The following is a 26,288-nucleotide window of genomic DNA, read 5'->3' on the forward strand; positions in this document are numbered from 1 at the left end:
GCTCCTCATGGGGTTCGGCGCCTACGGGATGTGGGGGCTGTTCCCAGCCTTCTTCCCGCTGCTCAAGCCCGCGGGCGCGGTGGAGATCCTCGCGCACCGGATGGTGTGGACGCTGGTGTTCATGCTGGGGCTGCTGGCCCTGACCGGGCGGCTGGCCCGGCTGCGGGGCATCCCGGCCCGCACCTGGCTGATGGCCGCGGCCGCCTCGGTGCTGATCGCGGTGAACTGGGGCACCTACATCTACGCGGTGAACTCCGACCACGTGGTGGAGGCGGCGCTGGGGTACTTCATCAACCCGCTGCTGAGCGTGCTGCTGGGTGTGGTGGTGCTGCGGGAGCGGCTGCGTCGCTGGCAGCTGGTGGCGCTGCTGGTGGCCCTGTCGGCGGTGGTGGTGCTCACGGTGGCCTACGGGCGGCCGCCGTTCATCGCGCTCACCCTGGCCTGCTCCTTCGGCCTGTACGGGCTGGTGAAGAAGACCATCAGGCTGGATCCGCGCACCAGCCTCACCGCGGAGGGCATCGTGGTGGCGCCGCTCGCGGTCGGCTACCTGGTGTGGCTGCAGGTCAGCGGAGAGTCCACCTTCACCACGCACGGGGCGGGCCACGCGCTGCTGCTGGTCACCGCCGGGGTCGTCACCGCCCTGCCGCTGCTGCTCTTCGGCGGCGCTGCCCAGCGGGTGCCGCTGGTGACCATCGGCATGCTGCAGTACCTCACCCCGGTGCTGCAGCTGTGCTGGGGACTGCTGGTGGTGCACGAGACGATGCCCGCCTCGCGGTGGGCCGGGTTCGTCATCATCTGGGTGGCGCTGGCGATCTTCACCGCCGACGCCGTGGTCACGGCCAGGCGGTCAGCGAGATCGCGGTCAGCACCAGCTCTGGCGACGTCGTCCATCGTCCCCTGAGCTCGGTGAGCGGCACGCCGTCCACCACCGGGCCGGGCACCAGCAGCCGGGTGGTGAAGGTGCCCGCGGCCGGGTCGATGCTGATGTGGGCGTCCTCGAAGCCCAGCCAGCGGCCCGTGAGCGGGAACCAGACCTTGTAGGTGCTCTCCTTGGCGCTGAACAGCAGCTTGTCCCAGTGCACCCCCGGCGGCGCCTGCGCCAGCCACTCGCGCTCGACGGGCAGGCTGATCACGTCCAGCACGCCGTCGGGCAGCGGCCCGTGCGGCTCGGCGTCGATGCCCACGCCGTGCACGTGGGCGGCCAGCGCCACCGCGGCGCCGCGGTAGCCCTCGCAGTGGGTCATGCTGCCCACCACCCCCGCCGGCCACTGGGGCGCGCCGCGGTCACCGGGCAGGATCGCCGCGGCCGGCACCCCGAGCTGGGCCATCGCCTGGCGGGCGCACCAGCGCACGTCGGCGAAGTCGCGCCGACGGCGCTGCACCGCTCGCTCGATCCGCTCGCGCTCGGTGGGGAACAGCTCGCGCTCGGGGGGTGGGCCGAAGGTCTCCTGGGTGGCGACCGCGGCGTCGACGATGCGCTCGATCACGGCGGCGGCGGCAGGATCTGGCGCAGCACCCCGGGCTGGGCGGAGCGGCGCTTCCACTCCCGCGGGTAGCCCAGCGAGACCTCCTCGAAGCGCACGCCGTCGTAGTGGGTAGTGCGCGGGATGTGCAGGTGCCCGTAGACCATGGCCACCGCCCCGAAGCGGGTGTGCCAGTCGGCGGTCAGCTCGGTGCCGCACCACTGCGCGAACTCCGGGTAGCGCAGCACGTCGGTGGGGGTGCGCACCAGCGGCCAGTGGTTGACCAGCACCACCGGGTTGGTCACCGCGGCCAGCCGGCGCTCGGTCACCGCGACCCGCTCGCGGCACCAGTCGTCGATGCCCGCGTGCGGGTCGGGGTGCAGCAGGAACTCGTCGGAGCACACCACGCCGGTGGAGTGGGCGTAGGCCAGCGCCTCCTCCTTGGTGGAGGTGCCGGCCGGCCGGAAGGTGTAGTCGTAGAGCAGGAACAGCGGAGCCACCGTCACCGGCCCGTCCGGCCCGCGCCACACCGGGTACGGGTCCTCCGGGGTGAGCACCCCCAGGCTGCGGCACAGCGCCACCAGGTGGTCGTAGCGGGCCTGGCCCCGCAGCCCGGCCCCGTCGCCGCGCTGGGTGGTCCACAGCTCGTGGTTGCCCGGCACCCACACCACCCGGCGGAAGCGGTCGGTGAGCAGCCGCAGCGCCCAGGCGATGTCGTCCACCCGGTCGGCCACGTCGCCGACCACCAGCAGCCAGTCCTGCTCCCCCACCGGGCGCAGGCTCTCCAGCACCGCCTTGTTGTCGGCGTGCCCGACGTGCAGGTCGCTGATCGCCCAGACGGTGCTGGGCGCGGCGGCCAGGCTCACCCGCCCGCTAACCCGTCCGGGCGACGGTGTAGTCGACCAGCCGCCGCAGCGCGGTGTTGGCCGGCCCCTGCGGCAGTGCCGCCAGCTCGGCGTGCGCGGCGTCGGCGTAGCGGCCCAGGGTGGCCTTGGCCGCCACCAGCCCGGCTGAGCGGGACAGCAGCTCCAGCGCCTCGTTCACGTCGGCGTCGTCGGTGACGGGGCCGTCCAGCAGCACCCGCAGCCGCTCGGCGTCCGGGCCGGACTCGGTGAGGGCGAGCAGCACCGGCAGGGTGTGCACGCCCTCGCGCAGGTCGGTGCCCGGCGTCTTGCCCGACTCGGTGGAGTCCGAGGCGATGTCGATGATGTCGTCGGAGATCTGGAACGCGGTGCCCACCGCCTCGCCGAGCCGGTGCAGCCGCTCCACCTGCTCGTCGTCGGCGCCGGAGAACATGCCGCCGTAGCGCCCGCAGGTGGCGATGAGCGAGCCGGTCTTCTCCGCCACCACGCGCAGGTAGTGCTGCACCGGGTCCTGGCCCTCGGCCAGGCCCACGGTCTCGCGCATCTGGCCGGTGGCCAGCTCGGCGAAGGTCTCGGCGATGATCCGCACCGCGTCGGGGCCCAGCCGGGCCACCAGGCGCGAGGCGTGCGCGAAGAGGAAGTCGCCGGCGAGGATGGCGATGCTGTTGTCCCAGCGGGCGTTGGCGCTCACCGCGCCACGGCGCATGGTCGCCTCGTCCATCACGTCGTCGTGGTAGAGCGTGGCCAGGTGGATCAGCTCCACCACCCCGCCCGCGGTGACCACGTCGGGCGAGCCCGCGTCCGGGCCCAGCTGGGCCGCCAGCAGCGTGAACAACGGCCGGAAGCGCTTGCCGCCGGCGCGCACCAGGTGCAGCGCCTTCTCGGTGATGAAGAGGTCGCCGGTGCTGAGCTCGGTGGTCAGCAGCTCCTCGACCGCGTCGAGCCCGCCCTGCACCGCCTCAGCAAGAGCCGGGTCACCGAGGTCGACACCGGCCACTCGGTACTGGCCGGCGAACCCCTGCTCAGTCGCGCTCAAGGACATGCCTCTCTCAGGACGGGAGGCTGCTCATGAACGACTGAACAGCCGACAGGTCAAGCACCGGCCCAGGGACAACCCCCAGGACGAGGGTGCCGAGGAACCCGATACCAACGGCAACGGTAGTAAATACCCCCGGCACCGTGACGGTCGGCCCGTCCACGGCGGGTTCGCTGAAGAACATCAGCACGATCACGCGGAGGTAGAAGAAGGCCGCCACGGCGCTCATCAGCACGCCCACGACCACCAGCGGGGCCATCCCGTCCTGCAGGCCGGCGGAGAACACCCCGAACTTGGCGATGAACCCGCCGGTGAGCGGGATGCCCGCCAGCGAGAGCATGAGGAACGCGAAGATCCCCGCCACCAGCGGCGAGCGCCGGCCCAGCCCGCTCCACTGCGACAGGTGCGCGGCCTCTCCCCGGGAGTCCCGCACCAGCGTCACCACCCCGAGGGCCGCGATCACGGTGAGCCCGTAGACCAGCAGGTAGAACAGGGTGGCGGACAGCCCGTCCGGGGTGATGGCGATGGTGCCCACGAGGATGAAGCCGGCGTGGGCCACCGAGGAGTAGGCGATCAGCCGCTTCATGTCGGTCTGGGTGATGCCGATGATGGTGCCGACCACCATGGAGATGATGGCCACCGCCCACATCACCGGCCGCCAGTCCCACTGCACCCCGGCGAAGCCCACGTGCAGCACCCGCAGCAGCGCCCCGAAGGCGGCCACCTTGGTGCAGGCCGCCATCAGCGCGGTCACCGGGGTGGGGGCGCCCTGGTAGACGTCCGGGGTCCAGGTGTGGAACGGGCCGATGCTGGCCTTGAAGCACAGCCCCACCAGCAGCATGGCCAGCCCCGCGAACAGCAGGATGTCGGAGCGGTCGGTGCCCGAGGCGGCCGTGGCGATGTCGGCCAGGCGCACCGAGCCGGCGTAGCCGTAGAGCAGGGCCAGGCCGTACAGGAAGATCGCGGACGCGAACGCGCCGAGCAGGAAGTACTTCAGCGCCGCCTCCTGGGAGAGCAGCTGCCGGCGCCGGGCCAGCCCGCACAGCAGGTACAGCGGCAGCGAGAGCACCTCCAGGGCCACGAACATGGTGAGCAGGTCGTTGGCGGCGACGAAGGCCATCATCCCGGCCAGGGAGAACAGGGTGAGCGGGAAGACCTCGGTGTGGGTGGACCGGGCGCCGGCCTCCTGCCGCGACTGGACGGTGCCGGCGGTGACGTCGGAGAGGAAGGCCCCGCCGGGCTCCACCGAGCGGTCGGCGATGAGCAGCACCGCCGCGGCGGCCAGCACCAGCAGGCTGCCCCACAGGAACAGGGCGGGACGGTCCACCGTCAGCGTCCCCGCCAGCGTCTGCACGTCGGTGCGGCCGCTGGCGGAGGCGTGCAGCGCCAGCGCCACCCCGGCCGTGACCAGGGCGGCCAGGGAGAGTCCGACCTGCGCCGCCCAGCGGGAGCTGCGGGGCACGAAGGCCTCCACCAGCACCCCCAGGCAGGCCGCCGCCAGCAGCACCAGCAGCGGGCTGATCGCCGCGTAGTCCACCGACGGCGCCTGCACGGTCTCCTGGGCCAGCACGTGCTGGGTGAGCGGGACGTCCTGGACGAGCACGGGAAGGTTCTGGATGAGCACGGACATCAGCGCTGGCCTCCCTGGGCGGGCACGGTGACGGCCTCGGGCGCCACGCCCAGCTCGGTGAGCGTGGCGCTCACCGACGGGGTGATGACGTCGAGCACCGGCTTGGGGTAGAAGCCGAGCAGCAGGATCAGCGCCACCAGCGGGGCCACCGCGGTGACCTCCAGCCCGGTGACGTCACGCAGCCGCCCCTTGGCCCGGGCGGCCTCCACCCCGGCACCGCCCTCGGGCCCCTGCATCACCCGCTGGTAGACCCACAGCGAGTACAGCGCGGCGAGGATGATGCCCACGGTGGCCAGGATCGTGTACACCGGCTGCGTGGGGTAGGAGCCCAGCAGCACCAGGAACTCCGACACGAACGAGCTGGTCCCCGGCAGCGCCAGCGCGCACAGCGCCGCCAGCAGGAACAGCCCGGCCAGCACCGGGGTGGCACGCGCCATGCCCCGGTAGTCGCTGATCCGCCGGGACCCGCCACGAGCGATCACCATGCCCACCACCAGGAACAGCAGGCCGGTGGCCACCCCGTGGTTGACCATGTAGAGCACGGCGCCGGTGGCCGACTGCTGGGTGAAGGCGAACACCCCGAGGGCGATGAAGCCGAAGTGCGCGACCGAGGTGTAGGCCACCCAGCGCTTGAGGTCGGTCTGGCCCACCGCGACCAGGGCCCCGTAGAGCACGCCCAGCACCGCCATCACCAGCACCAGCCAGGCCAGGCTGCGGCTGGCGGAGGGGAACAGCGGCAGGCAGTAGCGCAGGAAGCCGAACGTGCCCACCTTGTCCAGCACGCCCACCAGCAGCACGGCCGAGCCGATGGGGGCCTCCGCGCCGGCGTCAGGCAGCCAGGTGTGCAGCGGCACCAGCGGCGCCTTGATCGCGAAGGCGAGGAAGAAGCCGAGGAACAGCCACACCTGGGTGCTGTGCGGGATCTGTGGCGCCACCGCCACCAGCTCGCGCCAGTCGAAGGTGCCGGTGCCCAGGATCTTGGACGACTCGACGTACAGCCCGATAAGCGCGGCCAGCATCACCAGGCCGCCGAAGAGGGAGTACAGGAAGAACTTCATCGCCGCGAACTGCCGGCGCGGCCCGCCCCACCGCCCGATGAGGAAGTACATCGGCACGAGCATTCCCTCGAAGAACACGTAGAACAGGAAGACGTCGGTGGCCAGGAAGACGCCCATCATGAACGTCTCCAGCACCAGCAGGGTGGCGAAGTAGCCGGCGAAGCGGCTGCCCGCGGGCAGCTCACCCTCGATGGTGCCGTGCTTCCACGACCCCAGCAGCACCACCGGGACCAGCACGCCGACCAGGGCCACCAGCACCAGCGCGATGCCGTCCAGGCCGAGGGCGAAGTGCACGCCGAAGGCGGGGATCCAGTCGGCCGACAGCGCCATCTGCAGCCGTGAGCCGTTCGCGGCCTCGGTGGTGGAGTAGCCCGCCCAGACCACCGCCACCAGCGCCAGCTCCACGAGCGCGGTGCCCAGCGCGGCGACCTTGGCCGGGGCGTCGCCCACGGTGCGGCCCAGGGTGAGCACCAGGGCGGCGCCGGCCAGCGGCAGGAGCAACAGGGCCAGGAGCAGGGCCGAGGAGCTCATGTGCTGCTCACCATCAGCAGTGCGGCGACGATGACCACCGTTCCTCCCAGCATCCCCAGTGCGTAGCTACGGACAAACCCGGTCTGCAGCCGCCGGGTGCGGGAGGACGACCCGCCCAGCAGCGCGGCCCCGCCGGTGACCACCCCGTCCACCCCACGGTTGTCCACGAACACCAGCGCCCGGGTGAGCCAGGTGCCCGGCCGGGCGATGAGCGCCTCGTTGACGGCGTCGGCGTAGAGCCCCGCGCGGGCGGCGGCGACCGGGGCCGACACCCGGGTGGGGCGCTCCAGCGGCACCGGCCGGCGCCCCACCGCCAGCCAGCCCAGCAGCGCACCGGCGACCGAGAGCAGCAGCGTCAGCGTGACGATGGCCCCGGCCGACAGCGGCGCGTTCTCGTGGTGCTCGACCAGCTCGCCCAGCGACGGGGTGAGGAAGCCGGCCAGCCGCTCGCCGTGCACGAGCACGTAGCCCGCCCCCACCGACCCGACGGCCAGCAGCACCATCGGCACCGTCATCACCCAGCCGGGCTCGTGCGGGCGCAGCTGGTCGCCCGCGGCGGTGCGCAGCTGCGCCCAGCGGGCCTCGCCGAAGAAGGTCATCAGCATCAGGCGGGTCATGTAGAAGGCGGTGAGGAAGGCACCCAGGACGGTGACCAGCCCGAACACCCAGCCCTGCCACCCGCTCTGCGCGAACGAGGCCTCGATGATGGCGTCCTTGGTGAAGTACCCGGACAGGAACGGGAAACCGATGATGGCCAGGTACCCGAGCCCGAAGGTGGCGAAGGTGACGGGCATCTGCCGCCACAGCCCGCCGAAGCGGCGCATGTCGGTCTCGTCGTGCATGGCGTGCATGACGGACCCGGCACCGAGGAAGAGGCCGGCCTTGAAGAAGCCGTGCGCCAGCAGGTGCGCGATGGCCAGCGCGTAGCCCGCGGTGCCCAGCCCGACCGCCAGGATCATGTAGCCGATCTGGCTCACGGTGGAGTAGGCCAGCACCTTCTTCAGGTCGTCGTGGGCGCAGCCGGCGATGCAGCCGATGGTGATGGTGACCGCGCCGATGATCATCACCACCAGCCGGGCCGAGCTGCTCTGGTCGAAGATCGGGTTGCACCGGGCGATGAGGTACACCCCCGCGGTGACCATGGTGGCGGCGTGGATGAGCGCCGACACCGGCGTGGGGCCCTCCATGGCGTCGGGCAGCCAGGACTGCAGCGGGAACTGCCCGGACTTGCCGCAGGCGCCCAGCAGCAGCAGCAGGCAGATGGCCACCACCGTGCCGGGGCTGCGGGCGGCGAGGTCGGCGATGCCACCGGTCTCGGCGAAGATGCCGGCGTAGCTGACCGTGCCCAGGTTGGTCCAGAGCAGGAAGATGGCCAGCGCCAGCCCGACGTCGCCGACCCGGTTCATCAGGAAGGCCTTCTTGGCGGCCGTGGCCGCGGACGGGCGGTCCTGGTAGTAGCCGATGAGCAGGTAGGAGGCGACGCCCACGCCCTCCCAGCCCAGGTAGAGCACCACCAGGTTGTCCGCCAGCACCAGCACCACCATGGCGGCGATGAACAGGTTGAGGTAGGCGAAGAACCGGCGCCGGCCGGGGTCGTGGTCCAGGTAGCCCACCGAGTACAGGTGGATGAGGAAGCCGACGCCGGTGATCAGCAGCACGAAGGTCAGCGAGAGCGGGTCGATCCGCATCCCGAAGCTCAGCTGGTAGGAGCCGACGCTCATCCAGTCGAAGAGGGTGACGTCGGTGACCGGTGAGCCGGCGTCCCGCTCGGCGAACAGCGCCGCGCCGTAGCCGAGCGCGGCGAGCACGGTGGCGCACCCCAGCCAGTGGCCCCAGCGGTCGGTGCGACGCCCCCCGAGCAGCAGCACCACCGCACCCAGCGCGGGCAGCGCCACCAGCAGCCACGCCGCCGACTGCAGCCCGCTGGCCTGGGTGGAGGCGGTCGCCGGCAGCTCCGCGGCCAGGGTGCCCAGCGCGTCCACCGCTGCGTGTGTCCCGTTCATCCGTCCCCGCCCCCGTCAGTACTTCAGCAAGCTGGCGTCGTCGACCGAGGCCGAGCGGCGTGAGCGGAACATCGCCATGATGATCGCGAGCCCGACGACCACCTCGGCGGCAGCCACCACCATGACGAAGAACGCCATGAGCTGGCCGGAGAGGTTGCCGTTGATGCGGGCGAAGGTGACCAGCGTCAGGTTCACCGCGTTGAGCATCAGCTCGATGCACATGAACACCACGATGGCGTTGCGGCGCACCAGCACCCCGACGGCGCCGACCGCGAACAGCAGCGCCGACAGCAACAGGTAGTAGGCCGGGGTCACTGCTCCTCCTCCCGCGTGCCGTCGCCGGTGAGCTGGTGCGGGTCGCGGCTGTCGTGGCGGCTGCGGACCTGGGCGAGGTCCCGGGTGAGCCGCTCGGTGGCAGTGGCCTCGATGATCGCCGAGATCGACTCCGGGGCGACCGAGCCGTCCGGCAGCAGGGCGGGGGTGGCCACGGAGCTGGTGGTGGCGAACACCCCAGGCCCGGGCAGCGGGGAGATGCGGTCGCCGCGCAGCCGAGCCACCACCCGCTCGCGCTGGCTGGACTTGTCCTGCGCGCCCCTGCCGACGTAGGCGAGCACCATCGCGCCCAGGGCGGCGGTGATCAGCAGCGCGGACGTGAGCTCGAAGGGGAACAGGTAGTCGGTGAACAGCAGCCGGCCGATCTGCCCGACGTTGCCGCCGTCGGCGTCGTTGGCGGCCGTCAGCCCGGTGGCGTGCACGTCGGTGAGGGCGCGGGCCAGCGCCGCGACCACCAGCACCGCGAAGCCCAGCCCCAGGCCGATGCCGGCCAGCCGGTGCCCGCGCAGCACCTCCACCACCGAGTCCGAGGCGTCGCGGCCCACCAGCATGAGCACGAACAGGAACAGCATCATGATGGCGCCGGTGTAGACGATGATCTGCACGAAGCCCAGGAACGGGGCCTGCTGCACCAGGTAGAGCACCCCGAGGCTGAGCATGCTCATGGCCAGGAACAGCGCCGAGTGCACCGCGTTGCGGGCCAGCACCATGCCCAGCCCACCGGCCAGGGCGAGCGGGCCGAGGATCCAGAACACCACCGCCTCGCCGGTGCTCACCCCGCTGGCGCCCTGGGCCAGCAGGGTGGTGGTCATGGCGGTGCCGCCCATCACGCCCGCCCCGTCCCGGGGCCGCGCACGGTCGGCTCACCCTCGGCGGGCTCCCGGGCCAGGCGAGGGCCGTTGACGTAGTAGTCCTGCTCGTCCTCGCCCAGCCGCATGGGGTGCGGGGGTTGCTCCATGCCGGCCAGCAGCGGCGCCAGCAGGTCCTCCTTGGTGTAGATCAGCGCCTGCCGGTTGTTCTCGGCCAGCTCGTACACCGGGGTCATGGTCAGCGCCCGGGTGGGGCACGCCTCCACGCACAACCCGCAGCCGATGCAGCGCAGGTAGTTGATCTGGTAGTCCGCGCCGTAGCGCTCCCCGGGCGAGTAGCGGACCGCGTCGGTGTTGTCCGCACCCTCCACGAAGATGGCGTCGGCCGGGCAGGCCCAGGCGCACAGCTCGCAGCCCACGCACTTCTCCAGCCCGTCCGGGTGCCGGTTGAGCTGGTGGCGGCCGTGGTAGCCCTTGGCGGGGATCTTCACCTCCTCCGGGTACTGCTCGGTGGCGGCCTTGGTGAACATCGTCGCGAAGGTGAGGCCGAAGCCCCTCACCGGGTCAAGCAGACCCATGGCGGTCCTCCCTGCTGGTGCCGGACGGGGCGGGATCGGGGTCGGGCTGGTCGGAGCGGGCGGAGACCCGGCCGCGGCGCTTCGCCCGCAGCGCCCCGGGCTGGGCCGGCACGTCGGCGGCCGGGCCGCTGACGGCCGTCTGCTCGGCCCGCGCGATCCCCGGGTGCGGCGGGACCACCAGGTCCAGCGGCGGCACCGGGAACGACCCGACCACCGGCGGCTGCCCGTCGTCGTCGGGCACCGAGCGGTCGGGCACCAGGAAGGCCACGGCCAGCAGGATCACCAGCCCCACGCCGCCGATGACCAGGATCGTGGTGGCGGAGACGTCCTCGCTGCGCTGCAGGGCCCGCACCGTGGCCACCGCGACGATCCACAGCAGGCTGAACGGCACGAGCACCTTCCAGCCCAGCGCCATGAACTGGTCGTAGCGGAAGCGGGGCAGGGCACCGCGCAGCCAGATGAACAGGAACAGGAAGCCGATGGTCTTGACCAGGAACCACAGCAGCGGCCACCAGCCGGTGTTGAGCACCCCGTCGCCCACCGCCGACAGCGGCCACGGCGCCCGCCAGCCGCCCAGGAACATGGTGGTGGCCAGCGCCGAGACGGTGACCATGTTGACGTACTCGGACAGGAAGAACAGCGCGAACTTCAGCGACGAGTACTCGGTGTGGAAGCCGCCGACCAGCTCGCTCTCGGCCTCGGCCAGGTCGAACGGAGCCCGGTTGGTCTCCCCGATCATGGAGACCACGTACACCGCGAAGCTGCCCAGCAGCACCACCACGAACCAGCGGTCGGCCTGCGCGCCGACGATGGCCGCGGTGGACAGCGACCCGGTGTAGAGCACCACCGCCACGATGGACAGGCCCATCGCGATCTCGTAGGAGATGACCTGCGCCGCCGAGCGCAGCGCGCCCAGCAGCGGGTAGGGCGAGCCGGAGGACCAGCCGGCCAGCACGATGCCGTACACCCCGACCGAGGACGCGGCCAGGATCACCAGCACCCCCACCGGCAGGTCAGCGACCTGCAGCAGGGTGGGCTCGCCGAAGATCGAGACCTCGCCGCCGAGCGGGATGACCGAGAAGGCCACGAACGCGGGAACGGTGGAGATCACCGGCGCCAGGAAGTAGACCCACTTGTCGGCCAGCAGCGGCCGGATGTCCTCCTTGAACGCCAGCTTGAGCCCGTCGGCCAGCGACTGCAGCAGCCCGAACTTGCCGGTGCGGTTGGGCCCGTACCGGTTCTGCATCCGCCCGATCATCCGGCGCTCCCACCAGATCATCAGCAGCGTCATGAGCAGCAGCAGGACGAAGACGCCGACGACCTTGACCAGCACCAACCAGATCGGGTCGTCCATCAGCACCTCGGTGCCCGGGGTGACCAGCCCGCCCTCCGCGCGGATCATGCCCGCAGCCCCTCGTGCGGCTCCCCGACCGGGGCGACCGCCACCGACACCACGTCACCGTGACCGGAGCGCAGGCCGGTGCCACCCGGTATCCACACCACGCCGTCGACCACCTCCGCCAGCTCGACCGGCAGGGTGGTGCCACCGTGGCCGTCGGCCAGGGCCACCAGGTCACCGGCCAGCGCGCCGAGGCCGGCCGCGGTCGCGGGCGACATCACCGCACGGGCCGGGCGCCGGGTGCCGGCCAGCGCCGGCTCGTTCGACTGCAGTGCCGCGTCGTCCAGCAGCCGCCGCCAGGTGGCCAGCACCGCCTGGCCCACTCCCGGCCGGGCCGCGGGTCGGCTCGGCGCGTGCGGTGGCGGCGGAGCCTGGCCGTGGTGCGCCGCGCCCAGCCGGCGCAGCTCGCCGGCGGCGGCGGCGGGGGTCTGGGTGAACAGGTCCACGTCCATCTCCACGGCGAGGGTGTCCAGCACCCGGCAGTCCGGCAGCAGGGTGCTGCCGTCCACCGTGGTCTGGAAGGGGCGCTCGCGGCCCTCCCAGTCGAGGTAGGAGCCGGCCTTGTGCACCGCCGGCGCCACCGGCAGCACCACGTCCGCCCGCTCGGTGGCCTCGCTGCGGCGCAGCTCCAGGCTGACCACGAACTGCGCACCGTCCAGGGCGCGGCGGGCCAGCGCGGGATCGGGCAGGTCACCCAGCTCCACGCCGCCGACCACCAGCCCGGCCAGCTCACCGGCAGCGGCCGCGGCCAGCATGGCGCTGGTGTCGCGGCCGGGCTCGGTGGGCAGGGTACCCGGGGCGAGCCGCCAGACCTGCTCGCAGTGCGCCCGGGCCGCGGGGTCGGTCACCGCGAAGCCGCCGGGCAGCAGGGTGGGCAGCGCCCCGGCCGCCAGCGCGCCCCGCTCCCCGGCGCGCCGGGGCACCCAGGCCAGTCGCGCACCGGTGCGGGTGGCCAGGGCCAGCACGGCCGTCAGCAGGCCCGGCACCTCGGCGGCCCGCTCGCCCACCAGCAGCACCGCGCCGTCGGCGGACAGGCTCTGCCCCAGCTCGGTGTCCAGCTGCTCCAGGGCCGCCACCTCCCCGCCCGGCACCGCGGGCACCAGCCGGCCGCCGGTCTTGGCCACGGCGGGGCTGACCCAGGAGCCTAGGTGCGCCACCACGGCCTGGTGCTGGTGCACGGCCTTGCGCAGCCGCAGGAAGACGATGGGCGACTCCTCCTCCGGGTCGAGCGCCACGCACAGCACCGCGGGGGCGTGCTCGAGGTCGGCGTAGGTGACCCCGCCGGTGTCCGGCGTGCTGCCCACCACGTGCGCGGCCAGGAAGTCCTGCTCCTCGGCGGAGTGCCGGCGCGCGCGGAAGTCCACGTCGTTGCTGTGCAGCGCCAGGCGGGCGAACTTGGCGTAGGCGTAGGCGTCCTCGGTGGTGAGCCGACCACCGGCCAGGGTGCCCACCCCGCCGGAGTCCCGGGCGGCCAGCAGCCCCTCGGCCGCGGTGCGCAGGGCGTCGGTCCAGGACGCCTCGTGCAGCACGCCGTCAGTGCCGCGCACCAGCGGCGTGGTGATGCGCTGGTCGTCGGTGAGGTAGCCGAAGCCGAAGCGGCCCTTGTCGCAGGTCCACTCCTCGTTCACCTCCGGGTCGGCCCCGGCCAGGCGGCGCTGCACCGTGCCGCGGCGCCAGTCGGTGCGCTGGGCGCAGCCGGACGCGCAGTGCTCGCACACCCCGGGCGTGGACATCAGGTCGAAGGGCCGCGAGCGGAACCGGTAAGAGGCGCTGGTGAGCGCACCCACCGGGCAGATCTGGATGGTGTTGCCGGAGAAGTAGCTGTGGAAGGGGTGCCCGCTGGCCGTGCCGATCTGCTGGTGGGCGCCGCGCTCGAGCAGGTCGATGAACGGGTCGCCGGCAATCTGCTCGGAGAAGCGGGTGCAGCGCTGGCAGAGCACGCAGCGCTCCCGGTCCAGCAGCACCTCGGTGGAGATGGGGACGGGCTTGGGGAAGGTGCGCTTGGTCTCGGTGAAGCGGGACTCGGTGCGCCCGTGGGCCATGGCCTGGTTCTGCAGCGGGCACTCCCCGCCCTTGTCGCAGACCGGGCAGTCCAGCGGGTGGTTGATCAGCAGCAGCTCCATGATCCCGGCCTGGGCCTTCTTGGCCACGTCCGAGCTGTGCTGGGTGCGCACCACCATCCCGTCGGCGACGGTCATGGTGCAGGAGGCCTGCGGCTTGGGCATGGGCCGCCCGCCCATCTCCACCTCCACCAGGCACTGCCGGCAGGCGCCCGCGGGATCGAGCAGCGGGTGGTCGCAGAAGCGCGGCACGATGATGCCGAGACGCTCGCAGGTGCGGATGATCAGCTCGCCCTTGGGCGCGTCGACCTGCGCACCGTCGATCTCCAGGCGGACGTGCCCCTCGGGCACCGGCGGTGGCTCGGCGGCGGGCTTGTCCTGCGCAACGGTCATCGGAGGGCTCCTGCCAGCTGCGGGTCTGGGGACGGGCCGCCGCCGGGCTGGGCGGCACACAGGTCGAGGAACTCCTGCCGGAAGTGCTTGATGCCGCTGGTGATCGGGCTGACGGCGCCGTCGGCCAGCGCGCAGAAGCTGCGGCCGAGGATGTTGTCGCACACGTCCAGCAGGGTGTCCACGTCCTCGGGGGTGCCTCGGCCGGCCACCATCCGGTGAAGCACCTGCTCCAGCCAGTAGGTGCCCTCCCGGCACGGGGTGCACTTGCCGCAGCTCTCGTGCTTGTAGAACTCGGTCCACTTCATCACCGCCCACGGCACGCTGACGGTCTCGTTGAACACCTGCACCGCGGTGGTGCCCAGGATGGTGCCCGCCTCCACCGCGCCCTCGAAGTCCAGCGGCACGTCCAGGTGCTCGGCGGTGAGCAGCGGGGTGGAGGAGCCGCCCGGCGTCCAGAACTTCAGCGGGATCCCGTCCTTCATCCCGCCGGCCAGCTCCAGCAGCTGGCCCAGCGTGGTGCCCATCGGCACCTCGTACTGGCCGGGTCGCTCCACGTGCCCGGACAGCGAGAAGATCTTGGGTCCCGGCGACTTCTCCCGGCCCATGCTGCGGAACCAGTCGCTGCCGCCGTTGACGATGAACGGGATGGTGGCGATGGTCTCCACGTTGTTCACCACGGTGGGGCTGGCGTAGAGCCCGGAGGTGGCGGGGAAGGGCGGCTTGAGGCGGGGCTGGCCGCGACGGCCCTCCAGCGAGTCCAGCAGCGCCGTCTCCTCGCCGCAGATGTAGGCACCGGCGCCGGCGTGCACCACGATCTCCAGGTCGAAGCCCGAGCCCAGGATGTCGGTGCCCAGGTAGCCGGCGGCCCGGGCCTCGTTCACGGCGTGCTGCAGCCGCCGGATGCAGTGCAGCGCCTCCCCGCGCACGTAGATGGCGCAGAAGCTGGCCCGGATGGCGTAGCTGGTGATGATGGCGCCCTCGATCAGCGAGTGCGGGTCGGTCATCATCAGCGGGATGTCCTTGCAGGTGCCGGGCTCGCCCTCGTCCGCGTTGACCACCAGGTACTTGGGCTTGGCCGCGGGCCCGCTGAGCTGGCCGGGCGCGGCCTGCGGGATGAAGCCCCACTTCATCCCGGTGGGAAAGCCCGCCCCGCCGCGTCCGCGCAGCCCGGAGGCCTTGACCAGCTCGATCAGCTGGTCGGGCTCGGCGGCCAGCGCGGTGCGCAGGGCGGTGTAGCCCTCCAGCTCGGCGTAGGTCTGCAGCGTCCACGACCGCGGGGAGGACCAGCGGCGGGTGAGGACCGGGGTGAGCGGATCGGTCATGACTTCTTCTCCGGGACGGGAAGCGGGGGAGCACTGTCCGGCAGGGCGGGGGCCTGCCAGCCGTTCTCCTGGGCCTGCACCACGCCGCGCAGCGTCTCCGGGGCGGCGGACGGTCCGTGCAGCTCCGGGTCGCTGGTGAAGAACCCGGCCAGCTGCAGCTCGGCGTCGCGCAGGTCGGTCAGCGGCGCTCCCCGGCTCGGGTCGGGGCGCTGTCCGCTGCGCAGGGCCCGCACCAGCTCCAGCGCGGTCTGCGGCGTCTGGTTGTCGAAGTACTCGTAGTTCACCTGCAGCACCGGGCCCAGGTCGCAGGCGGCCAGGCACTCGGCGTGCTCCAGGGTGATCGATCCGGGCGCACCGGGAACGCCGGCCGTCTCCTCGTGGCCCAGCAGCGCCCCGTCCTGGCCCAGCTCGGCCTGCAGTGCCTGGTAGATGTCGTCGCCGCCGAGGACCGCGCACAAGGTGTTGGTGCACACGCTCACCAGGTGCTCGCCGCACGGGCGCCGCTTGTACATCGTGTAGAAGGTGGCCACCGCGCGCACCTCGGCGGGGGTGAGGTGGAGGTGGTCGGCGCAGAAGGCGATACCGTCGGGGCTGACCCAGCCCTGCACGCTCTGCACCAGGTGCAGCATCGGCAGCAGCGCGGAGCGGGCCTGCGGGTAGCGGGCGATGATCTCCTGCGCCCGGTCGTGGGTGAGCGCGTCGAAGGTCTCCCCGGTACCCGGATCCCCTGCGCCCGGATCCCCGGTACCCGGATCCCGTGCGCCGGGGAACCCTGCCTCGTGCCGCTGCGCCTGGCTCATCGGTCCACTCCTCCCATCACCGGGTCGAGCGAGGCCACCGAGGCGATGACGTCGGCGACCAGGCCACCCTCGCTCATCGCGGGCATGGCCTGCAGGTTCACGAAGCTGGGGTCGCGCACGTGGGCGCGCAGCGGCCGGGTGCCCCCGTCGGAGACCAGGTGCACGCCCAGCTCGCCGCGCGGGGACTCGATGGAGGTGTAGACCTGCCCCGGCGGCACCCGGAAGCCCTCGGTGACCAGCTTGAAGTGGTGGATCAGCGACTCCATGGACTGGCCCATGATCGTGCGGACGTGCTCCAGGGAGTTGCCCAGCCCGTCGCTGCCCACCGACAGCTGCGCGGGCCAGGCGATCTTGCGATCGGCCACCATCACCGGCTGGCCGGCGAGCCCGGCGAGGCGGTCGGTGGCCTGCTCCACCAGCTTGAGGCTCTCCCGCATCTCCTGCACCCGCAGCCGGTAGCGGGCGAAGCAGTCGGCCTCGGTGGCGGTGGGGACGTCGAACTCGTAGCTGTCGTAGCCGCAGTAGGGCTCGATCTTGCGCAGGTCCCAGGCCAGGCCGGCCGAGCGCAGCACCGGCCCGGTGACGCCCAGGGCCAGGCAGCCGTCCAGCGGCAGGTAGCCCACCCCTTCCAGCCGGTTGCGCCAGATCGGCTGGCCGGTGAGCAGGGTGTCGTACTCGGGCAGCCGGCGCCGCATCTCCACCAGGAACTCCGCCACCTTCTTCTCGAAGCCGGCGGGCAGGTCGCGGGCGATGCCGCCGGGGCGGACGAAGGCGTGGTTCATCCGCAGCCCGGTGAGCTCCTCCAGCAGGTGCAGCACCGTCTCCCGCTCGCGGAAGCCGAAGGTCATCGCGGTGGACGAGCCCAGCTCCATGCCGCCGGTGGCCAGGTACACCAGGTGCGAGGCGACGCGGTTGAGCTCCATCAGCAGCACCCGTGCGGCCTGCGCCCGCTCGGGCACCTCGATGCCCAGCAGCTTCTCCACCGCGAGGCAGTACGCGGTCTCGTTGAACAGCGGGGACAGGTAGTCCATGCGGGTGACGAAGGTGGTGCCCTGCGTCCAGGTGCGGGCCTCGATGTTCTTCTCGATGCCGGTGTGCAGGTAGCCGATCACCGAGCGCAGCTGGGTGACCGTCTCGCCCTCCAGCTCCAGCACCAGGCGCAGCACGCCGTGGGTGGACGGGTGCTGGGGGCCCATGTTGATGACGATGCGCTCGTCGGCGCCGATGTCGGAGTCGGCGGCCAGGTCGTCGGTGAAGGTGTCCCAGTCCGCGCCGGTGACGGTGTAGACGCGGCCCTCGGTGGTCTGGCGCTCCCCCGCCGGGCTGGGCTGCGGACCCTCGTCGGTGGCGGTGGTGGTGTGGGTGTCGTAGGTGGTGCTGGTGGCCGAGCCGTCCGCGCGGGACTGGCCGCCGCCGGAGTCGGGCACGGTGCCCTCCGCCGCCTGCCGGGTGTCCGCGCCGCCGGTGTCGGAGGTGCCGGGCCGGGTGGTGTCCCGCTCGGCCTCGGGACTGGTGTCCCGCTCGGAGCTCGTGTCCCGGCTCATGAGTACGCCCTCCGCTGCTCGGGCGGGGGGATCTCCGCACCCTTGTACTCCACGGGGATCCCGCCCAGGGGGTAGTCCTTGCGCTGCGGGTGCCCGGCCCAGTCGTCGGGCATGAGGATGCGGGTGAGCCCGGGGTGACCGTCGAAGACGATGCCGAACATGTCCCACACCTCCCGCTCCTGCCAGTCGGCGGTGGGGTAGACCTGCACCACGCTGGGCAGGTGCGGGTGCTCGCTCATTCCCCCGCTGCCGGGCACGTCCAGGGCCACCTCCAGGCGCACCCGGTGCCGGAAAGTCATCGACGCCAGGTGGTAGACCACGTGCAGCCGCTGGTCCACCGGCTGGTCCCCGTCGAACCCGTAGTCCACGCCGGACACCGACGAGCACAGCTCGAACCGCAGGGCGGGCTCGTCGCGCAGCACCCGGCACACCTCGAGCACCGTGTCCGGGCGCAGGTAGTAGGTGATCTCGCCGCGGTCGACCACCACCTGCTGCACCGCCTGGTCCAGCCCGCGCTGCGCCAGCGCCGCCAGCAGGTCGTCGGTGACCTGGTCGAACCAGCCCCCGTAGGGCCGTTGCGCCGGCGCCGGGCTGTAGGCGGGCAGCCGCAGGCCGCCGTAGCCGGAGGTGTCCCCCGACCCACGGATGCCGAACATGCCCTGCCTGGCGCGGCCGGCCACCAGTCCGCCGCGCTCCTGCCGCTCCTCCTCGGCGCCGCCGCTGTGGCCGGAGGAGGCCAGGCCGCCGTGCTCGGCGACGTCGGTGGGCTCCGGAACACCCTGGCCGGGCGTGCTCACAGCTGTCCCTGGGTGGGCTGCTCGGCGGAGGCCCGGTAGCCCTTGGCGTAGCGAACCGAGGACGGCACCATCTCGGTGCTGCTGCCGCTGGCCAGCCGCTCGGCGGCGCGGACGGGGCCCAGCGGCTCGTCCATGATCGTGGCGTGCAGCTTGAGGATGGCGTCGATGAGCATCTCCGGCCGCGGCGGACAGCCCGGGAGGTAGATGTCCACCGGAACCACGTGGTCCACGCCCTGCACCACCGCGTAGTTGTTGAACATCCCGCCCGAGGAGGCACACACGCCCATGGCGATCACCCAGCGCGGCTCGGGCATCTGGTCGTAGATCTGGCGCAGGACCGGGGCCATCTTGTTGGTGACCCGGCCGGCCACGATCATCAGGTCGGCCTGGCGCGGGGTGGCGCTGAAGCGCTCCATCCCGAAGCGGGCCAGGTCGTAGCGGGAGCCGCCCACCGTCATCATCTCGATGGCGCAGCAAGCCAGCCCGAAGGTCGCCGGCCACACCGAGCTCTTGCGCGACCAGTTGACCAGCTTCTCCACGCTGGCCAGCACGATCCCGTTGGGCAGCTTCTCCTCAAGTCCCATGCTTGCCTCCGCCACTCTCAGGTCCGGCCACGGTCAGTTCCAGTCCAGCCCGCCGCGGCGCCACACGTAGGCGTAGGCGATGCCCACCGTGCCGATGAACAGGACCACCTCCACCACGCCGAAGAGCCCGATGGCATCGGCGGACACCGCGAACGGGTAGAGGAAGACCATCTCGATGTCGAAGAGGATGAACAGCATCGCGGTGAGGTAGTAGGCCACCGGCATGCGCCCGCCGCCGGCCACCGGCTGCGGCGAGGGCTCGATGCCGCACTCGTAGGAGTCGAGCTTGGCCCGGTTGTAGCGGCGGGGCCCGACGAACGGTGCCACCGCCACCGAGAAGAGCGCGAAGGCCGCTGCCAGCGCGGCCATGACGACGAGCGGGATGTAGGGATCGAGCATCGCCAACCGCCCCCTTTCGGCAGTGCCACCGAACCGTCGCCTCCGCAAAAGCGACGCTCACCACATGACGCACCTCACAGTACGCAGAGCATTCGCCCAGAACGCCAGTAGGGGTGATCTAAACCACATTCCGTGTCGTGGAGGCCCCATCTCGCCTGGTCGGGGGCGGGCAGGATACTGGTCCGATGCCAGATTCCGCAGCCCTTCCTCGCTCCACCGACGTGCTGGTGGTCGGCGCCGGACCCGCCGGCTCCGCCGCCGCCGCGTGGGCTGCCCGGGCCGGCACCGAGGTGGTGCTGGCCGACGCCGCCACCTTCCCGCGGGACAAGACGTGCGGGGACGGGCTCACCCCACGAGCCATCGCCGAGCTCGACCGGCTGGGGCTGGGCGAGTGGGTGGCCGCGCACGGCACCAACCGCGGGCTGCGGGCGGCCGGCTTCGGCCAGGAGCTGCTGCTGCCGTGGCCCGGCGGCTCGCTGCCCAGCCACGGCTCGGCGGTGCCCCGCACCGAGCTGGACGACCGGATCCGCGCCGTGGCGGTGGCCGACGGTGCCACCGAGCTGCAGGGCGCGCGGGCGGTGGACGTGGTGCGGGACGGGTCGCGGGTGTCGGGAGTGTGCTTCCGGCTGGCCGACGGGGCGACCCACGAGGTGTCCTGCCGGCGCCTGGTCGTCGCTGACGGCGCCCGCTCGTCGCTGGGCCGCGTGCTGGGTCGGCAGTGGCACCAGGAGACCGCCTACGGCGTGGCCGCCCGCAGCTACGTGCGCTCCGGGCGCAGCGACGACGAGTGGATCTCCTCGCACCTGGAGCTGCGCGACGCCGAGCACAACCTGCTCTCCGGCTACGGCTGGGTGTTCCCGCTGGGCAACGGCGAGGTGAACCTCGGGGTGGGCACCCTGGCCACCGCCAAGCGCCCCGCCGCCGTGCGGCTGCGGGCCCTGGTGGACCTCTACGCCGAGGCCCGGCGCGCGGACTGGGAGCTGGAGGGGCCAGTGCGCCACGTGGCGTCGGCGCTGCTGCCGATGGGCGGCGCGGTGTCCCACGTGGCCGGGGCCAACTGGGCGCTGATCGGCGACGCTGCCGGCTGCGTCAACCCGCTCAACGGCGAGGGCATCGACTACGGGCTGGAGACCGGCCGCCTGGTCGCCGACCTGCTCGCCGACACCGTCGACCTCTCCCTCGCCTGGCCGGCGCTGCTGCGCGGGCACTACGGCACCGCGTTCTCCATCGCCCGCCGGCTCGCCGGGCTGCTCACCCTGCCACGGTTCCTGCCCGCCGCCGGGCCGGTGGGCATGCGGTCCACCGCGCTGATGACCGCGGCGCTGCGGGTGATGGGCAACCTGGTGACCGACGAGGACCGCGACCTCACCGCGCGAGCGTGGCGGCTGGCCGGGCGCGCGTCGGTCCGGCTGGACGCCCGGCCGCCCTTCCCTGCCGACGACCTGCGGCGCTGACCGGACAGCGGCTCCCCGGGGTCGCTCGCGGGGCTCGGTGCTGCATCGCTCGCGGGGCTCGGTGCTGCATCGCTCGCGGGGCTCGGTGCTGCATCGCTCGCGGGGCTCGGTGCTGTATCGCTCGCGGGGCTCGGTGCTGTATCACTCGCGGGGCTCGGACGGTCTCCCTCCGCCCGCCTCCGGGATGCCCGACAGCTCCTCCTGCTCCTCGCGACGGGACGCCCGCTCGGAGTGCATCACCTGGTCCTGCTCGTCGGTGGGGTCCGGCGTGAACAGGGTGCCCGGCACCGGCACGCCGGCCATGCCCAGCTTGTTCATCCGCTTGGGCACCGGCGCTCCCTGGTACTCCAGCGGAACCGGGTGCCCGGAGCGGTCCACCTCGCCGAGCGGCTGGTGCACCTCCACGAACGCGCCGTTGGTGTCCCGCCGGATGATGCCGGTCTCCACCCCGTGCTGCAGCACCTCCAGGTCGGAGCGCTGCAGCCCCACGCAGTAGCGGTAGGTGATCCAGTAGGCCACCGGCGGCACCACGAGCAGCCCGATGCGGCCGGCCCAGATCAGCGCGTTGATGGACATGTCGAACTTCAGCGCGATGATGTCGTTGGCACCGGACAGCAGCAGCACCACGTAGAAGGCCACGGCCATCGCCCCCAGCGCGGTGCGGACGGGGGCGTCCCGCGGTCGCTGCAGCAGGTTGTGCGGCAGGTTGTCGGGATGGGCGAGCCGGCGCTCGATCCACGGGTAGGCGAACATCAGCCCGAGGACCACGCCCAGCAGCAGCGCGACGAAGAACGGCTGCGGAATGGTGTAGCTGCCCAGGTAGATCTCCCACGGCGGGAAGACGCGCGCCGCCCCGTCGGTGAAGCCCATGTACCAGTCGGGCTGCGAGCCGGCGGAGACCTGTGACGGGTCGTAGGGCCCCAGGTTCCAGATCGGGTTGATCTGCAGCAGGCCGCCCATGCCGGCGAGCACGCCGAACACGATGCCGAACCACCCACCGCCGCTCAGCGCGAACAGCGGCACGATGCGCACCCCCACCACGTTCTTCTCCGAGGCGCCGACCCCGGGGAACTGCGTGTGCTTCTGGTACCAGACCAGTGCCAGGTGCGCGGCGATGAGGGCCAGCAGGATGCCCGGGATGAGCAGCACGTGGGCGATGTAGAAGCGGTCGATGATGATGGTGCCGGGGAACTCGCCGTCGAAGACCAGCCACTGCACCCAGGTGCCGATCACCGGGATGGACAGCATGATGGCTCCGGCGATCCGCAGGCCCGTGCCGGAGAGCAGGTCGTCGGGCAGGGAGTAGCCGGCGAAGCCCTCCACGATGCCCAGGACCAGCAGCAGCGACCCGATGACCCAGTTGGCCTCGCGGGGCTTGCGGAACGCGCCGGTGAAGAAGATCCGCAGCAGGTGCACCACCATGGCGGCCAGGAACAGCAGCGCCGCCCAGTGGTGGATCTGGCGCATGAACAACCCGCCACGCACGTCGAAGGAGATGTTCAGCGCGGTCTCGTACGCCCGCGACATCTCCACCCCGCGCAGCGGGCCGTACACCCCGTCGTAGGTGACCTCCGCCATCGACGGGTCGAAGAAGAACGACAGGTACACCCCGCTCAGCAGCAAGATGATGAAGCTGTACAGCGCCATCTCGCCGAGCAGGAACGACCAGTGGTGCGGGAAGACCTTGTTGATCTGCCGGCGCATCCCGCCGGCGAGGTGGTATCGCTCGTCGGTCCAGGTGGCCTGGGCGGCCAGGCGACGCTGGGCCTTGGACTCGCCCTGATCAGCGTGGGCGCGGTCGGTCGTGGCGCGGTTGGTCATGGTGCGGCTCCTGAACGCAGGTTCACCCGGCAAAGCTGCGCCGCCGACCACGCGCTGTTGCGCTGCTGGACCCGCCAGCGACCACTCCACGGTAACCCCGGCCCACGGCCAGGCGCCGGGTGAGAAATCACGCCTGAACTGGGCGGATGCACCTCTCAACCACCCCGCAACCGGACAGCGAGGTCGCTACCGCCCGGCAGGGCTGAGACCGCGCACGCAGCGTGCGCAGCCGGTCCGGACCGCTAGGGCTTGACCGCGCGGTGCAGCGCCACGATGCCGCCGGTGAGGTTGCGCCACGCCACCGAGCCCCAGCCGGCGGCCTGGATCTGCGCCGCCAGCTCGGCCTGGTGGGGCCACTCCCGGATCGACTCCGCCAGGTAGACGTAGGCATCGGGGTTGCTGCTCACCGTGCGGGCCACCGCAGGCAGCGCGCGCATCAGGTACTCCAGGTACAGGGTGCGAAACGGCGTCCAGGTGGGGGTGGAGAACTCGCAGATGACCAGCCGACCGCCGGGCTTGGTCACCCGGGCCAGCTCGGCCAGGCCCTGCTCGTGCGCCACCACGTTGCGCAGCCCGAAGGAGATGGTGACCGCGTCGAAGACCTCGTCGGCGTAGGGCAGGTGCAGCGCGTCGCCGGCGACCATCGGAACGCCCCGGGAGGCACCGGCCCGCAGCATGCCCTGGGAGAAGTCGGTGGCCACGCACCAGGCGCCGGAGCGGGCCAGCTCCACCGTGGACACTCCGGTCCCCGCGGCCAGGTCCAGCACCAGCTCGCCCGGCTGCGGCGCGAGGGCCTCCCGGGTCAGGCGGCGCCAACGGCGGTCCTGGGCGAAGGAGAGCACCGAGTTGGTGAGGTCGTAGCGCTTGGCGACGCCGTCGAACATCACCGCCACGTCGCGCGGATTCTTGTCGAGCCCAGCTCTTGCCACCCCGGAGACGTTACCTGGGGTCGGTGCGGCCGGAGCCGCCAGAGGGACCTGTGCCGGAGTGCCGGGCACCGCTGCCAGGACCGGCGACGCGGCGCAGCACCAGCAGCAGTCCCCCGGCCACCCCCCACGCCAGCACCACCAACGAGCCCGCGGGCAGCAGGGCCAGGCCGGCGTTGCGTCCGGCCACCCGCACCAGGTCGGGGTCCGCCAGGGAGTACTCCACGTCGATGCGCTGCCCGGCGGACAGGCCCGTGGGGTAGAGCACGCCCAGCTTGGGGCTGTGGGTGACACCGTCGGGGGTGATGAAGCTGATGGCCGCGAACACCGGGGTGACCGAGAGCACGTCCGCGGTGGCCCGTCCCTCGTCCCGGCCGATGGTGACGTCGTTGCGCACGGCACCGGCGACCATCAGCACGGCCATGGCCGTCACCGCCAGAGCCAGCACGACGATGGTGCGGCGCAGGCGCGTCAGGGTCCGGTTGCTCACGAGGGGCGAGAGTAACCGGCTGTGGTCGCGCAGGTCGGGGGCGGCGGCTCGGGGCGGGGGCAACATCACGCGTGGGCGACTCCTACGCTGAACCGGTGATTCCTGCCCCCGACGCGCCCGCACGGCTGATGGTGGTGCGCACCCGGCTGCTGCCGAGCTTCCGCGGGGACCTCCTCGACCTGCTGCCCACGCCCGACGGCGTGTGCGCGTGGGTGCGTGACGGCGACGGCCTGGTCGGCTGGGGCGAGGCGGCGCGGGTGCAGACCTTCGGCGCCTCCCGCTACCGCGACGCCGCGCAGTGGTGGCAGCAGCTGTGCGCCCGTGCCCAGGTGCAGGACGAGGTGGGCGCCCCGGGCTCCGGGCTGGTGGCGTTCGCCTCGATGGCCTTCTCCGACTCCCCTGGCAGCTCCGCGCTGGTGGTGCCCCAGGTGGTGGTGGGCCGCCGGCACGGACGCACCTGGATCACCGAGATCGACGCCGGCGCAGGAGCGCCCGGGGTCGACGCGGTGTCCGCGGCCGGCCCGGTGGTGCCCGTCACGGCGCCGCGCGGGCTGCACCAGCCCGCCGGCACCGACTCCGTGGTCCGCTGGCGGGGCGCGGTGGCCGAGGCGGTGCGGCGCATCCGCGGCGGTGAGCTGCAGAAGGTGGTGCTGGCCCGCGACCTGCACCTGCAGGCCGCCGCGCCGCTGGACTCCCGCTACGTGCTGGCGCGGCTGGCCCGGAGCTACCCGCAGTGCTGGACCTTCGCCGTGGACGGGCTGGTCGGCGCCACGCCCGAGCTGCTGGTCCGCCTGCAGGGCGAGGAGGTGTCCTCCCGGGTGCTGGCGGGCACCACCTGGCCTCGGCCGGACAGCACCAGCGCCGAGCTGGCCGCCGAGCTGCTGGCCTCGCCCAAGAACACCAGCGAGCACCGGTACGCGGTGACCTCGCTGCTGGAGTCGCTGCGCTCGGTGTGCACCGAGGTGCAGGCCGACGACGTGCAGGTGCTGCAGCTGCCCAACGTGGCGCACCTGTCCACCACCGTGCGGGCGCGGCTGGCCCGCTCCGGGGCCGGTGTGCTGGAGCTGGCCGAGGCCCTGCACCCCACCGCTGCGGTGGGCGGCACCCCCACCAGCGCGGCCACCGCGCTGATCGCCGAGCTGGAGGACATGGACCGCGGCCGCTACGCCGCCCCGGTCGGCTGGGTGGATGCCGCGGGCAACGGTGAGCTGGGGCTAGCCCTGCGCAGCGCGGAGATCGCGGGGCCCCGCGCACGGCTGTTCGCCGGCGGCGGGATCGTGGCCGAGTCCGACCCCGACGACGAGGTCAACGAGACCGACGCCAAGCTCTCCGCGGTGCGCGACGCGCTGCAGGCGGAGCAGTAGCCCGGCCCGCACCGCGCAGACCCCAGCCCGCGAGGGCTGAAGCCCGGAGCTACAGCGTGTCCTTGAGCAGGTCGGCCGCGGGGAAGGGCACCGGCAGCGGCGTCTTGGCCGGGGGCACCCCCTCCAGCGCGGTGGCCAGCACCTGGCCGCCGAAGCGCACCAGCCCCAGCTGCCGCCGCAGGTTGGGCGACTGGGCGCGACGGGCGTAGCCGCACAGGGTGCCGTAGAGCGTCTGGTCGGCACGCCGCACCGGCACCCCCACGTACGCACCGGGCATCCCCATCCGCTCCAGCCCCAGCCGGGTCAGCTCCTCGCGCAGCACCACGTACTCGGGCACGGCGGAGACCACCGAGGCGACCTGTGGGGCCTCGCCGGCCACCATGACCCGGCAGAAGGTGGCTCCCCAGGGAAGCGACATGCCGGGGCGCACCAGGCCCTCCGGGTAGACCGCGACGGTGGTGTGGATGTCACCGTCCAGGCGGTTGAGCATCCAGACGTCGAGGCCGACGTTCTCGCGCAGCATGGTCAGGACGTCGGTGGCGGTCTCGGTGACGTTCTCCCAGGGTCGGACGTCGACTGCGGCGATCCGGGTGCGCGGGGTGACGGGAGCGGTGCTGCTCTTCACGGGGCT

24 protein-coding genes are annotated in these 26,288 nt (G+C 72.5%); 3 read left to right on the forward strand and 21 right to left on the reverse strand.

What is annotated here, in order from left to right; genetic code table 11:
- The first annotated feature begins 7 nt into the window (after positions 1-7).
- The gene (gene rarD, locus ELX43_RS14415; RefSeq protein ID WP_127784931.1) at positions 8-901 is read left to right on the forward strand and encodes an EamA family transporter RarD; all 894 of its coding nucleotides are present in this window, start codon (positions 8-10) and stop codon (positions 899-901) included.
- On the opposite strand, the gene ELX43_RS14420 is transcribed toward rarD, so the two are convergent.
- The 17 genes from ELX43_RS14420 to ELX43_RS14500 form a co-directional block, all read right to left on the reverse strand.
- Positions 834-1,487: a 4'-phosphopantetheinyl transferase superfamily protein gene (locus ELX43_RS14420; RefSeq protein WP_164860667.1), complete on the reverse strand. Its 654-nt coding sequence runs from the start codon at positions 1,485-1,487 to the stop codon at positions 834-836. The two genes, rarD and ELX43_RS14420, sit on opposite strands and share 68 nt — an antisense overlap.
- Complete coding sequence (locus tag ELX43_RS14425; RefSeq protein ID WP_241249073.1) at positions 1,484-2,329, reverse strand: metallophosphoesterase; 846 nt, start codon at positions 2,327-2,329, stop codon at positions 1,484-1,486. The genes ELX43_RS14420 and ELX43_RS14425 overlap by 4 nt, the downstream gene beginning before the upstream one ends.
- Positions 2,330-2,336: 7 nt before the next feature.
- Positions 2,337-3,362, reverse strand: a complete 1,026-nt coding sequence (locus ELX43_RS14430; protein ID WP_241249076.1) for a polyprenyl synthetase family protein — start codon at positions 3,360-3,362, stop codon at positions 2,337-2,339.
- Between the two features lie 13 nt (positions 3,363-3,375).
- Positions 3,376-4,992 carry an NADH-quinone oxidoreductase subunit NuoN gene (nuoN, locus tag ELX43_RS14435; RefSeq protein ID WP_127784024.1) on the reverse strand — a complete coding sequence of 539 codons (1,617 nt, stop codon included), beginning with the start codon at positions 4,990-4,992 and terminating at the stop codon, positions 3,376-3,378.
- Positions 4,992-6,581, reverse strand: coding sequence for an NADH-quinone oxidoreductase subunit M (locus ELX43_RS14440; protein ID WP_127784025.1), 1,590 nt, complete (start codon positions 6,579-6,581; stop codon positions 4,992-4,994). Before ELX43_RS14440 ends, nuoN begins: the two co-directional genes overlap by 1 nt.
- Entirely contained in the window at positions 6,578-8,500 is a 1,923-nt protein-coding gene (nuoL, locus tag ELX43_RS14445; RefSeq protein WP_127784934.1) for an NADH-quinone oxidoreductase subunit L, read from the reverse strand. Before nuoL ends, ELX43_RS14440 begins: the two co-directional genes overlap by 4 nt.
- A gap of 99 nt (positions 8,501-8,599) precedes the next feature.
- Complete coding sequence (gene nuoK / locus ELX43_RS14450; protein ID WP_127784026.1) at positions 8,600-8,899, reverse strand: NADH-quinone oxidoreductase subunit NuoK; 300 nt, start codon at positions 8,897-8,899, stop codon at positions 8,600-8,602.
- Positions 8,896-9,744, reverse strand: coding sequence for an NADH-quinone oxidoreductase subunit J (locus tag ELX43_RS14455; RefSeq protein WP_241249088.1), 849 nt, complete (start codon positions 9,742-9,744; stop codon positions 8,896-8,898). The genes nuoK and ELX43_RS14455 overlap by 4 nt, the downstream gene beginning before the upstream one ends.
- Positions 9,744-10,304: an NADH-quinone oxidoreductase subunit NuoI gene (gene nuoI, locus ELX43_RS14460; protein ID WP_127784027.1), complete on the reverse strand. Its 561-nt coding sequence runs from the start codon at positions 10,302-10,304 to the stop codon at positions 9,744-9,746. Before nuoI ends, ELX43_RS14455 begins: the two co-directional genes overlap by 1 nt.
- The gene (gene nuoH / locus ELX43_RS14465) at positions 10,291-11,706 is read right to left on the reverse strand and encodes an NADH-quinone oxidoreductase subunit NuoH (protein WP_127784028.1); all 1,416 of its coding nucleotides are present in this window, start codon (positions 11,704-11,706) and stop codon (positions 10,291-10,293) included. Before nuoH ends, nuoI begins: the two co-directional genes overlap by 14 nt.
- On the reverse strand, positions 11,703-14,156 hold the full coding sequence (locus ELX43_RS14470) for an NADH-quinone oxidoreductase subunit G (protein WP_127784029.1): 2,454 nt from the start codon (positions 14,154-14,156) through the stop codon (positions 11,703-11,705). Before ELX43_RS14470 ends, nuoH begins: the two co-directional genes overlap by 4 nt.
- Positions 14,153-15,478, reverse strand: a complete 1,326-nt coding sequence (nuoF, locus tag ELX43_RS14475; protein WP_127784030.1) for an NADH-quinone oxidoreductase subunit NuoF — start codon at positions 15,476-15,478, stop codon at positions 14,153-14,155. Before nuoF ends, ELX43_RS14470 begins: the two co-directional genes overlap by 4 nt.
- Positions 15,475-16,278: an NADH-quinone oxidoreductase subunit NuoE gene (nuoE, locus tag ELX43_RS14480; protein WP_127784031.1), complete on the reverse strand. Its 804-nt coding sequence runs from the start codon at positions 16,276-16,278 to the stop codon at positions 15,475-15,477. The genes nuoF and nuoE overlap by 4 nt, the downstream gene beginning before the upstream one ends.
- Complete coding sequence (locus tag ELX43_RS14485; RefSeq protein ID WP_127784032.1) at positions 16,275-17,822, reverse strand: NADH-quinone oxidoreductase subunit D; 1,548 nt, start codon at positions 17,820-17,822, stop codon at positions 16,275-16,277. The genes nuoE and ELX43_RS14485 overlap by 4 nt, the downstream gene beginning before the upstream one ends.
- The gene (locus tag ELX43_RS14490; protein ID WP_241249933.1) at positions 17,819-18,478 is read right to left on the reverse strand and encodes an NADH-quinone oxidoreductase subunit C; all 660 of its coding nucleotides are present in this window, start codon (positions 18,476-18,478) and stop codon (positions 17,819-17,821) included. The genes ELX43_RS14485 and ELX43_RS14490 overlap by 4 nt, the downstream gene beginning before the upstream one ends.
- A 137-nt stretch (positions 18,479-18,615) precedes the next feature.
- Entirely contained in the window at positions 18,616-19,203 is a 588-nt protein-coding gene (locus tag ELX43_RS14495; RefSeq protein WP_127784034.1) for an NADH-quinone oxidoreductase subunit B, read from the reverse strand.
- Positions 19,204-19,236: 33 nt separating this feature from the next.
- Positions 19,237-19,602 (reverse strand): NADH-quinone oxidoreductase subunit A, encoded by a 366-nt coding sequence (locus ELX43_RS14500; protein WP_127784035.1) that lies wholly within the window; start codon positions 19,600-19,602, stop codon positions 19,237-19,239.
- A 185-nt stretch (positions 19,603-19,787) separates the two neighbouring features.
- Between ELX43_RS14500 and ELX43_RS14505 the strand changes: the two genes are divergently transcribed.
- Entirely contained in the window at positions 19,788-21,056 is a 1,269-nt protein-coding gene (locus ELX43_RS14505) for a geranylgeranyl reductase family protein (protein WP_127784036.1), read from the forward strand.
- A 141-nt stretch (positions 21,057-21,197) separates the two neighbouring features.
- Here the strand turns inward: ELX43_RS14505 and ELX43_RS14510 are convergent, their stop codons facing one another.
- The 3 genes from ELX43_RS14510 to ELX43_RS14520 all read right to left on the reverse strand — a co-directional run bounded on the left by ELX43_RS14510 (position 21,198) and on the right by ELX43_RS14520 (position 24,293).
- Positions 21,198-22,877 (reverse strand): cytochrome bc complex cytochrome b subunit, encoded by a 1,680-nt coding sequence (locus tag ELX43_RS14510; protein WP_127784037.1) that lies wholly within the window; start codon positions 22,875-22,877, stop codon positions 21,198-21,200.
- A gap of 242 nt (positions 22,878-23,119) precedes the next feature.
- Positions 23,120-23,806: a demethylmenaquinone methyltransferase gene (locus ELX43_RS14515; RefSeq protein ID WP_127784038.1), complete on the reverse strand. Its 687-nt coding sequence runs from the start codon at positions 23,804-23,806 to the stop codon at positions 23,120-23,122.
- A 10-nt stretch (positions 23,807-23,816) separates the two neighbouring features.
- Positions 23,817-24,293 carry a DUF3592 domain-containing protein gene (locus ELX43_RS14520; RefSeq protein WP_346773856.1) on the reverse strand — a complete coding sequence of 159 codons (477 nt, stop codon included), beginning with the start codon at positions 24,291-24,293 and terminating at the stop codon, positions 23,817-23,819.
- A gap of 95 nt (positions 24,294-24,388) precedes the next feature.
- Between ELX43_RS14520 and ELX43_RS14525 the strand changes: the two genes are divergently transcribed.
- Entirely contained in the window at positions 24,389-25,657 is a 1,269-nt protein-coding gene (locus ELX43_RS14525) for an isochorismate synthase (RefSeq protein ID WP_206518027.1), read from the forward strand.
- 49 nt (positions 25,658-25,706) lie between these two features.
- On the opposite strand, the gene ELX43_RS14530 is transcribed toward ELX43_RS14525, so the two are convergent.
- Positions 25,707-26,282 (reverse strand): GAF domain-containing protein, encoded by a 576-nt coding sequence (locus tag ELX43_RS14530; RefSeq protein WP_127784039.1) that lies wholly within the window; start codon positions 26,280-26,282, stop codon positions 25,707-25,709.
- Between the last annotated feature and the right edge of the window lie 6 nt (positions 26,283-26,288).

It is taken from the genome of Rhodococcus sp. X156, assembly GCF_004006015.1.
Classification (GTDB): domain Bacteria; phylum Actinomycetota; class Actinomycetes; order Mycobacteriales; family Mycobacteriaceae; genus X156.

Bases quoted from the DNA above. Each gene is read 5' to 3' on its own strand.
- rarD (WP_127784931.1), top strand. From the start codon at position 8: ATGGGGTTCGGCGCCTACGGGATGTGGGGGCTGTTCCCAGCCTTCTTC.
- nuoN (WP_127784024.1), bottom strand. From the start codon at position 4,992: ATGTCCGTGCTCATCCAGAACCTTCCCGTGCTCGTCCAGGACGTCCCG.
- ELX43_RS14440 (WP_127784025.1), bottom strand. From the start codon at position 6,581: ATGAGCTCCTCGGCCCTGCTCCTGGCCCTGTTGCTCCTGCCGCTGGCC.
- ELX43_RS14455 (WP_241249088.1), bottom strand. From the start codon at position 9,744: ATGGGCGGCACCGCCATGACCACCACCCTGCTGGCCCAGGGCGCCAGC.
- nuoI (WP_127784027.1), bottom strand. From the start codon at position 10,304: ATGGGTCTGCTTGACCCGGTGAGGGGCTTCGGCCTCACCTTCGCGACG.
- nuoH (WP_127784028.1), bottom strand. From the start codon at position 11,706: ATGATCCGCGCGGAGGGCGGGCTGGTCACCCCGGGCACCGAGGTGCTG.
- ELX43_RS14470 (WP_127784029.1), bottom strand. From the start codon at position 14,156: ATGACCGTTGCGCAGGACAAGCCCGCCGCCGAGCCACCGCCGGTGCCC.
- nuoF (WP_127784030.1), bottom strand. From the start codon at position 15,478: ATGACCGATCCGCTCACCCCGGTCCTCACCCGCCGCTGGTCCTCCCCG.
- nuoE (WP_127784031.1), bottom strand. From the start codon at position 16,278: ATGAGCCAGGCGCAGCGGCACGAGGCAGGGTTCCCCGGCGCACGGGAT.
- ELX43_RS14485 (WP_127784032.1), bottom strand. From the start codon at position 17,822: ATGAGCCGGGACACGAGCTCCGAGCGGGACACCAGTCCCGAGGCCGAG.
- ELX43_RS14490 (WP_241249933.1), bottom strand. From the start codon at position 18,478: ATGTTCGGCATCCGTGGGTCGGGGGACACCTCCGGCTACGGCGGCCTG.
- ELX43_RS14495 (WP_127784034.1), bottom strand. From the start codon at position 19,203: ATGGGACTTGAGGAGAAGCTGCCCAACGGGATCGTGCTGGCCAGCGTG.
- ELX43_RS14500 (WP_127784035.1), bottom strand. From the start codon at position 19,602: ATGCTCGATCCCTACATCCCGCTCGTCGTCATGGCCGCGCTGGCAGCG.
- ELX43_RS14505 (WP_127784036.1), top strand. From the start codon at position 19,788: ATGCCAGATTCCGCAGCCCTTCCTCGCTCCACCGACGTGCTGGTGGTC.
- ELX43_RS14510 (WP_127784037.1), bottom strand. From the start codon at position 22,877: ATGACCAACCGCGCCACGACCGACCGCGCCCACGCTGATCAGGGCGAG.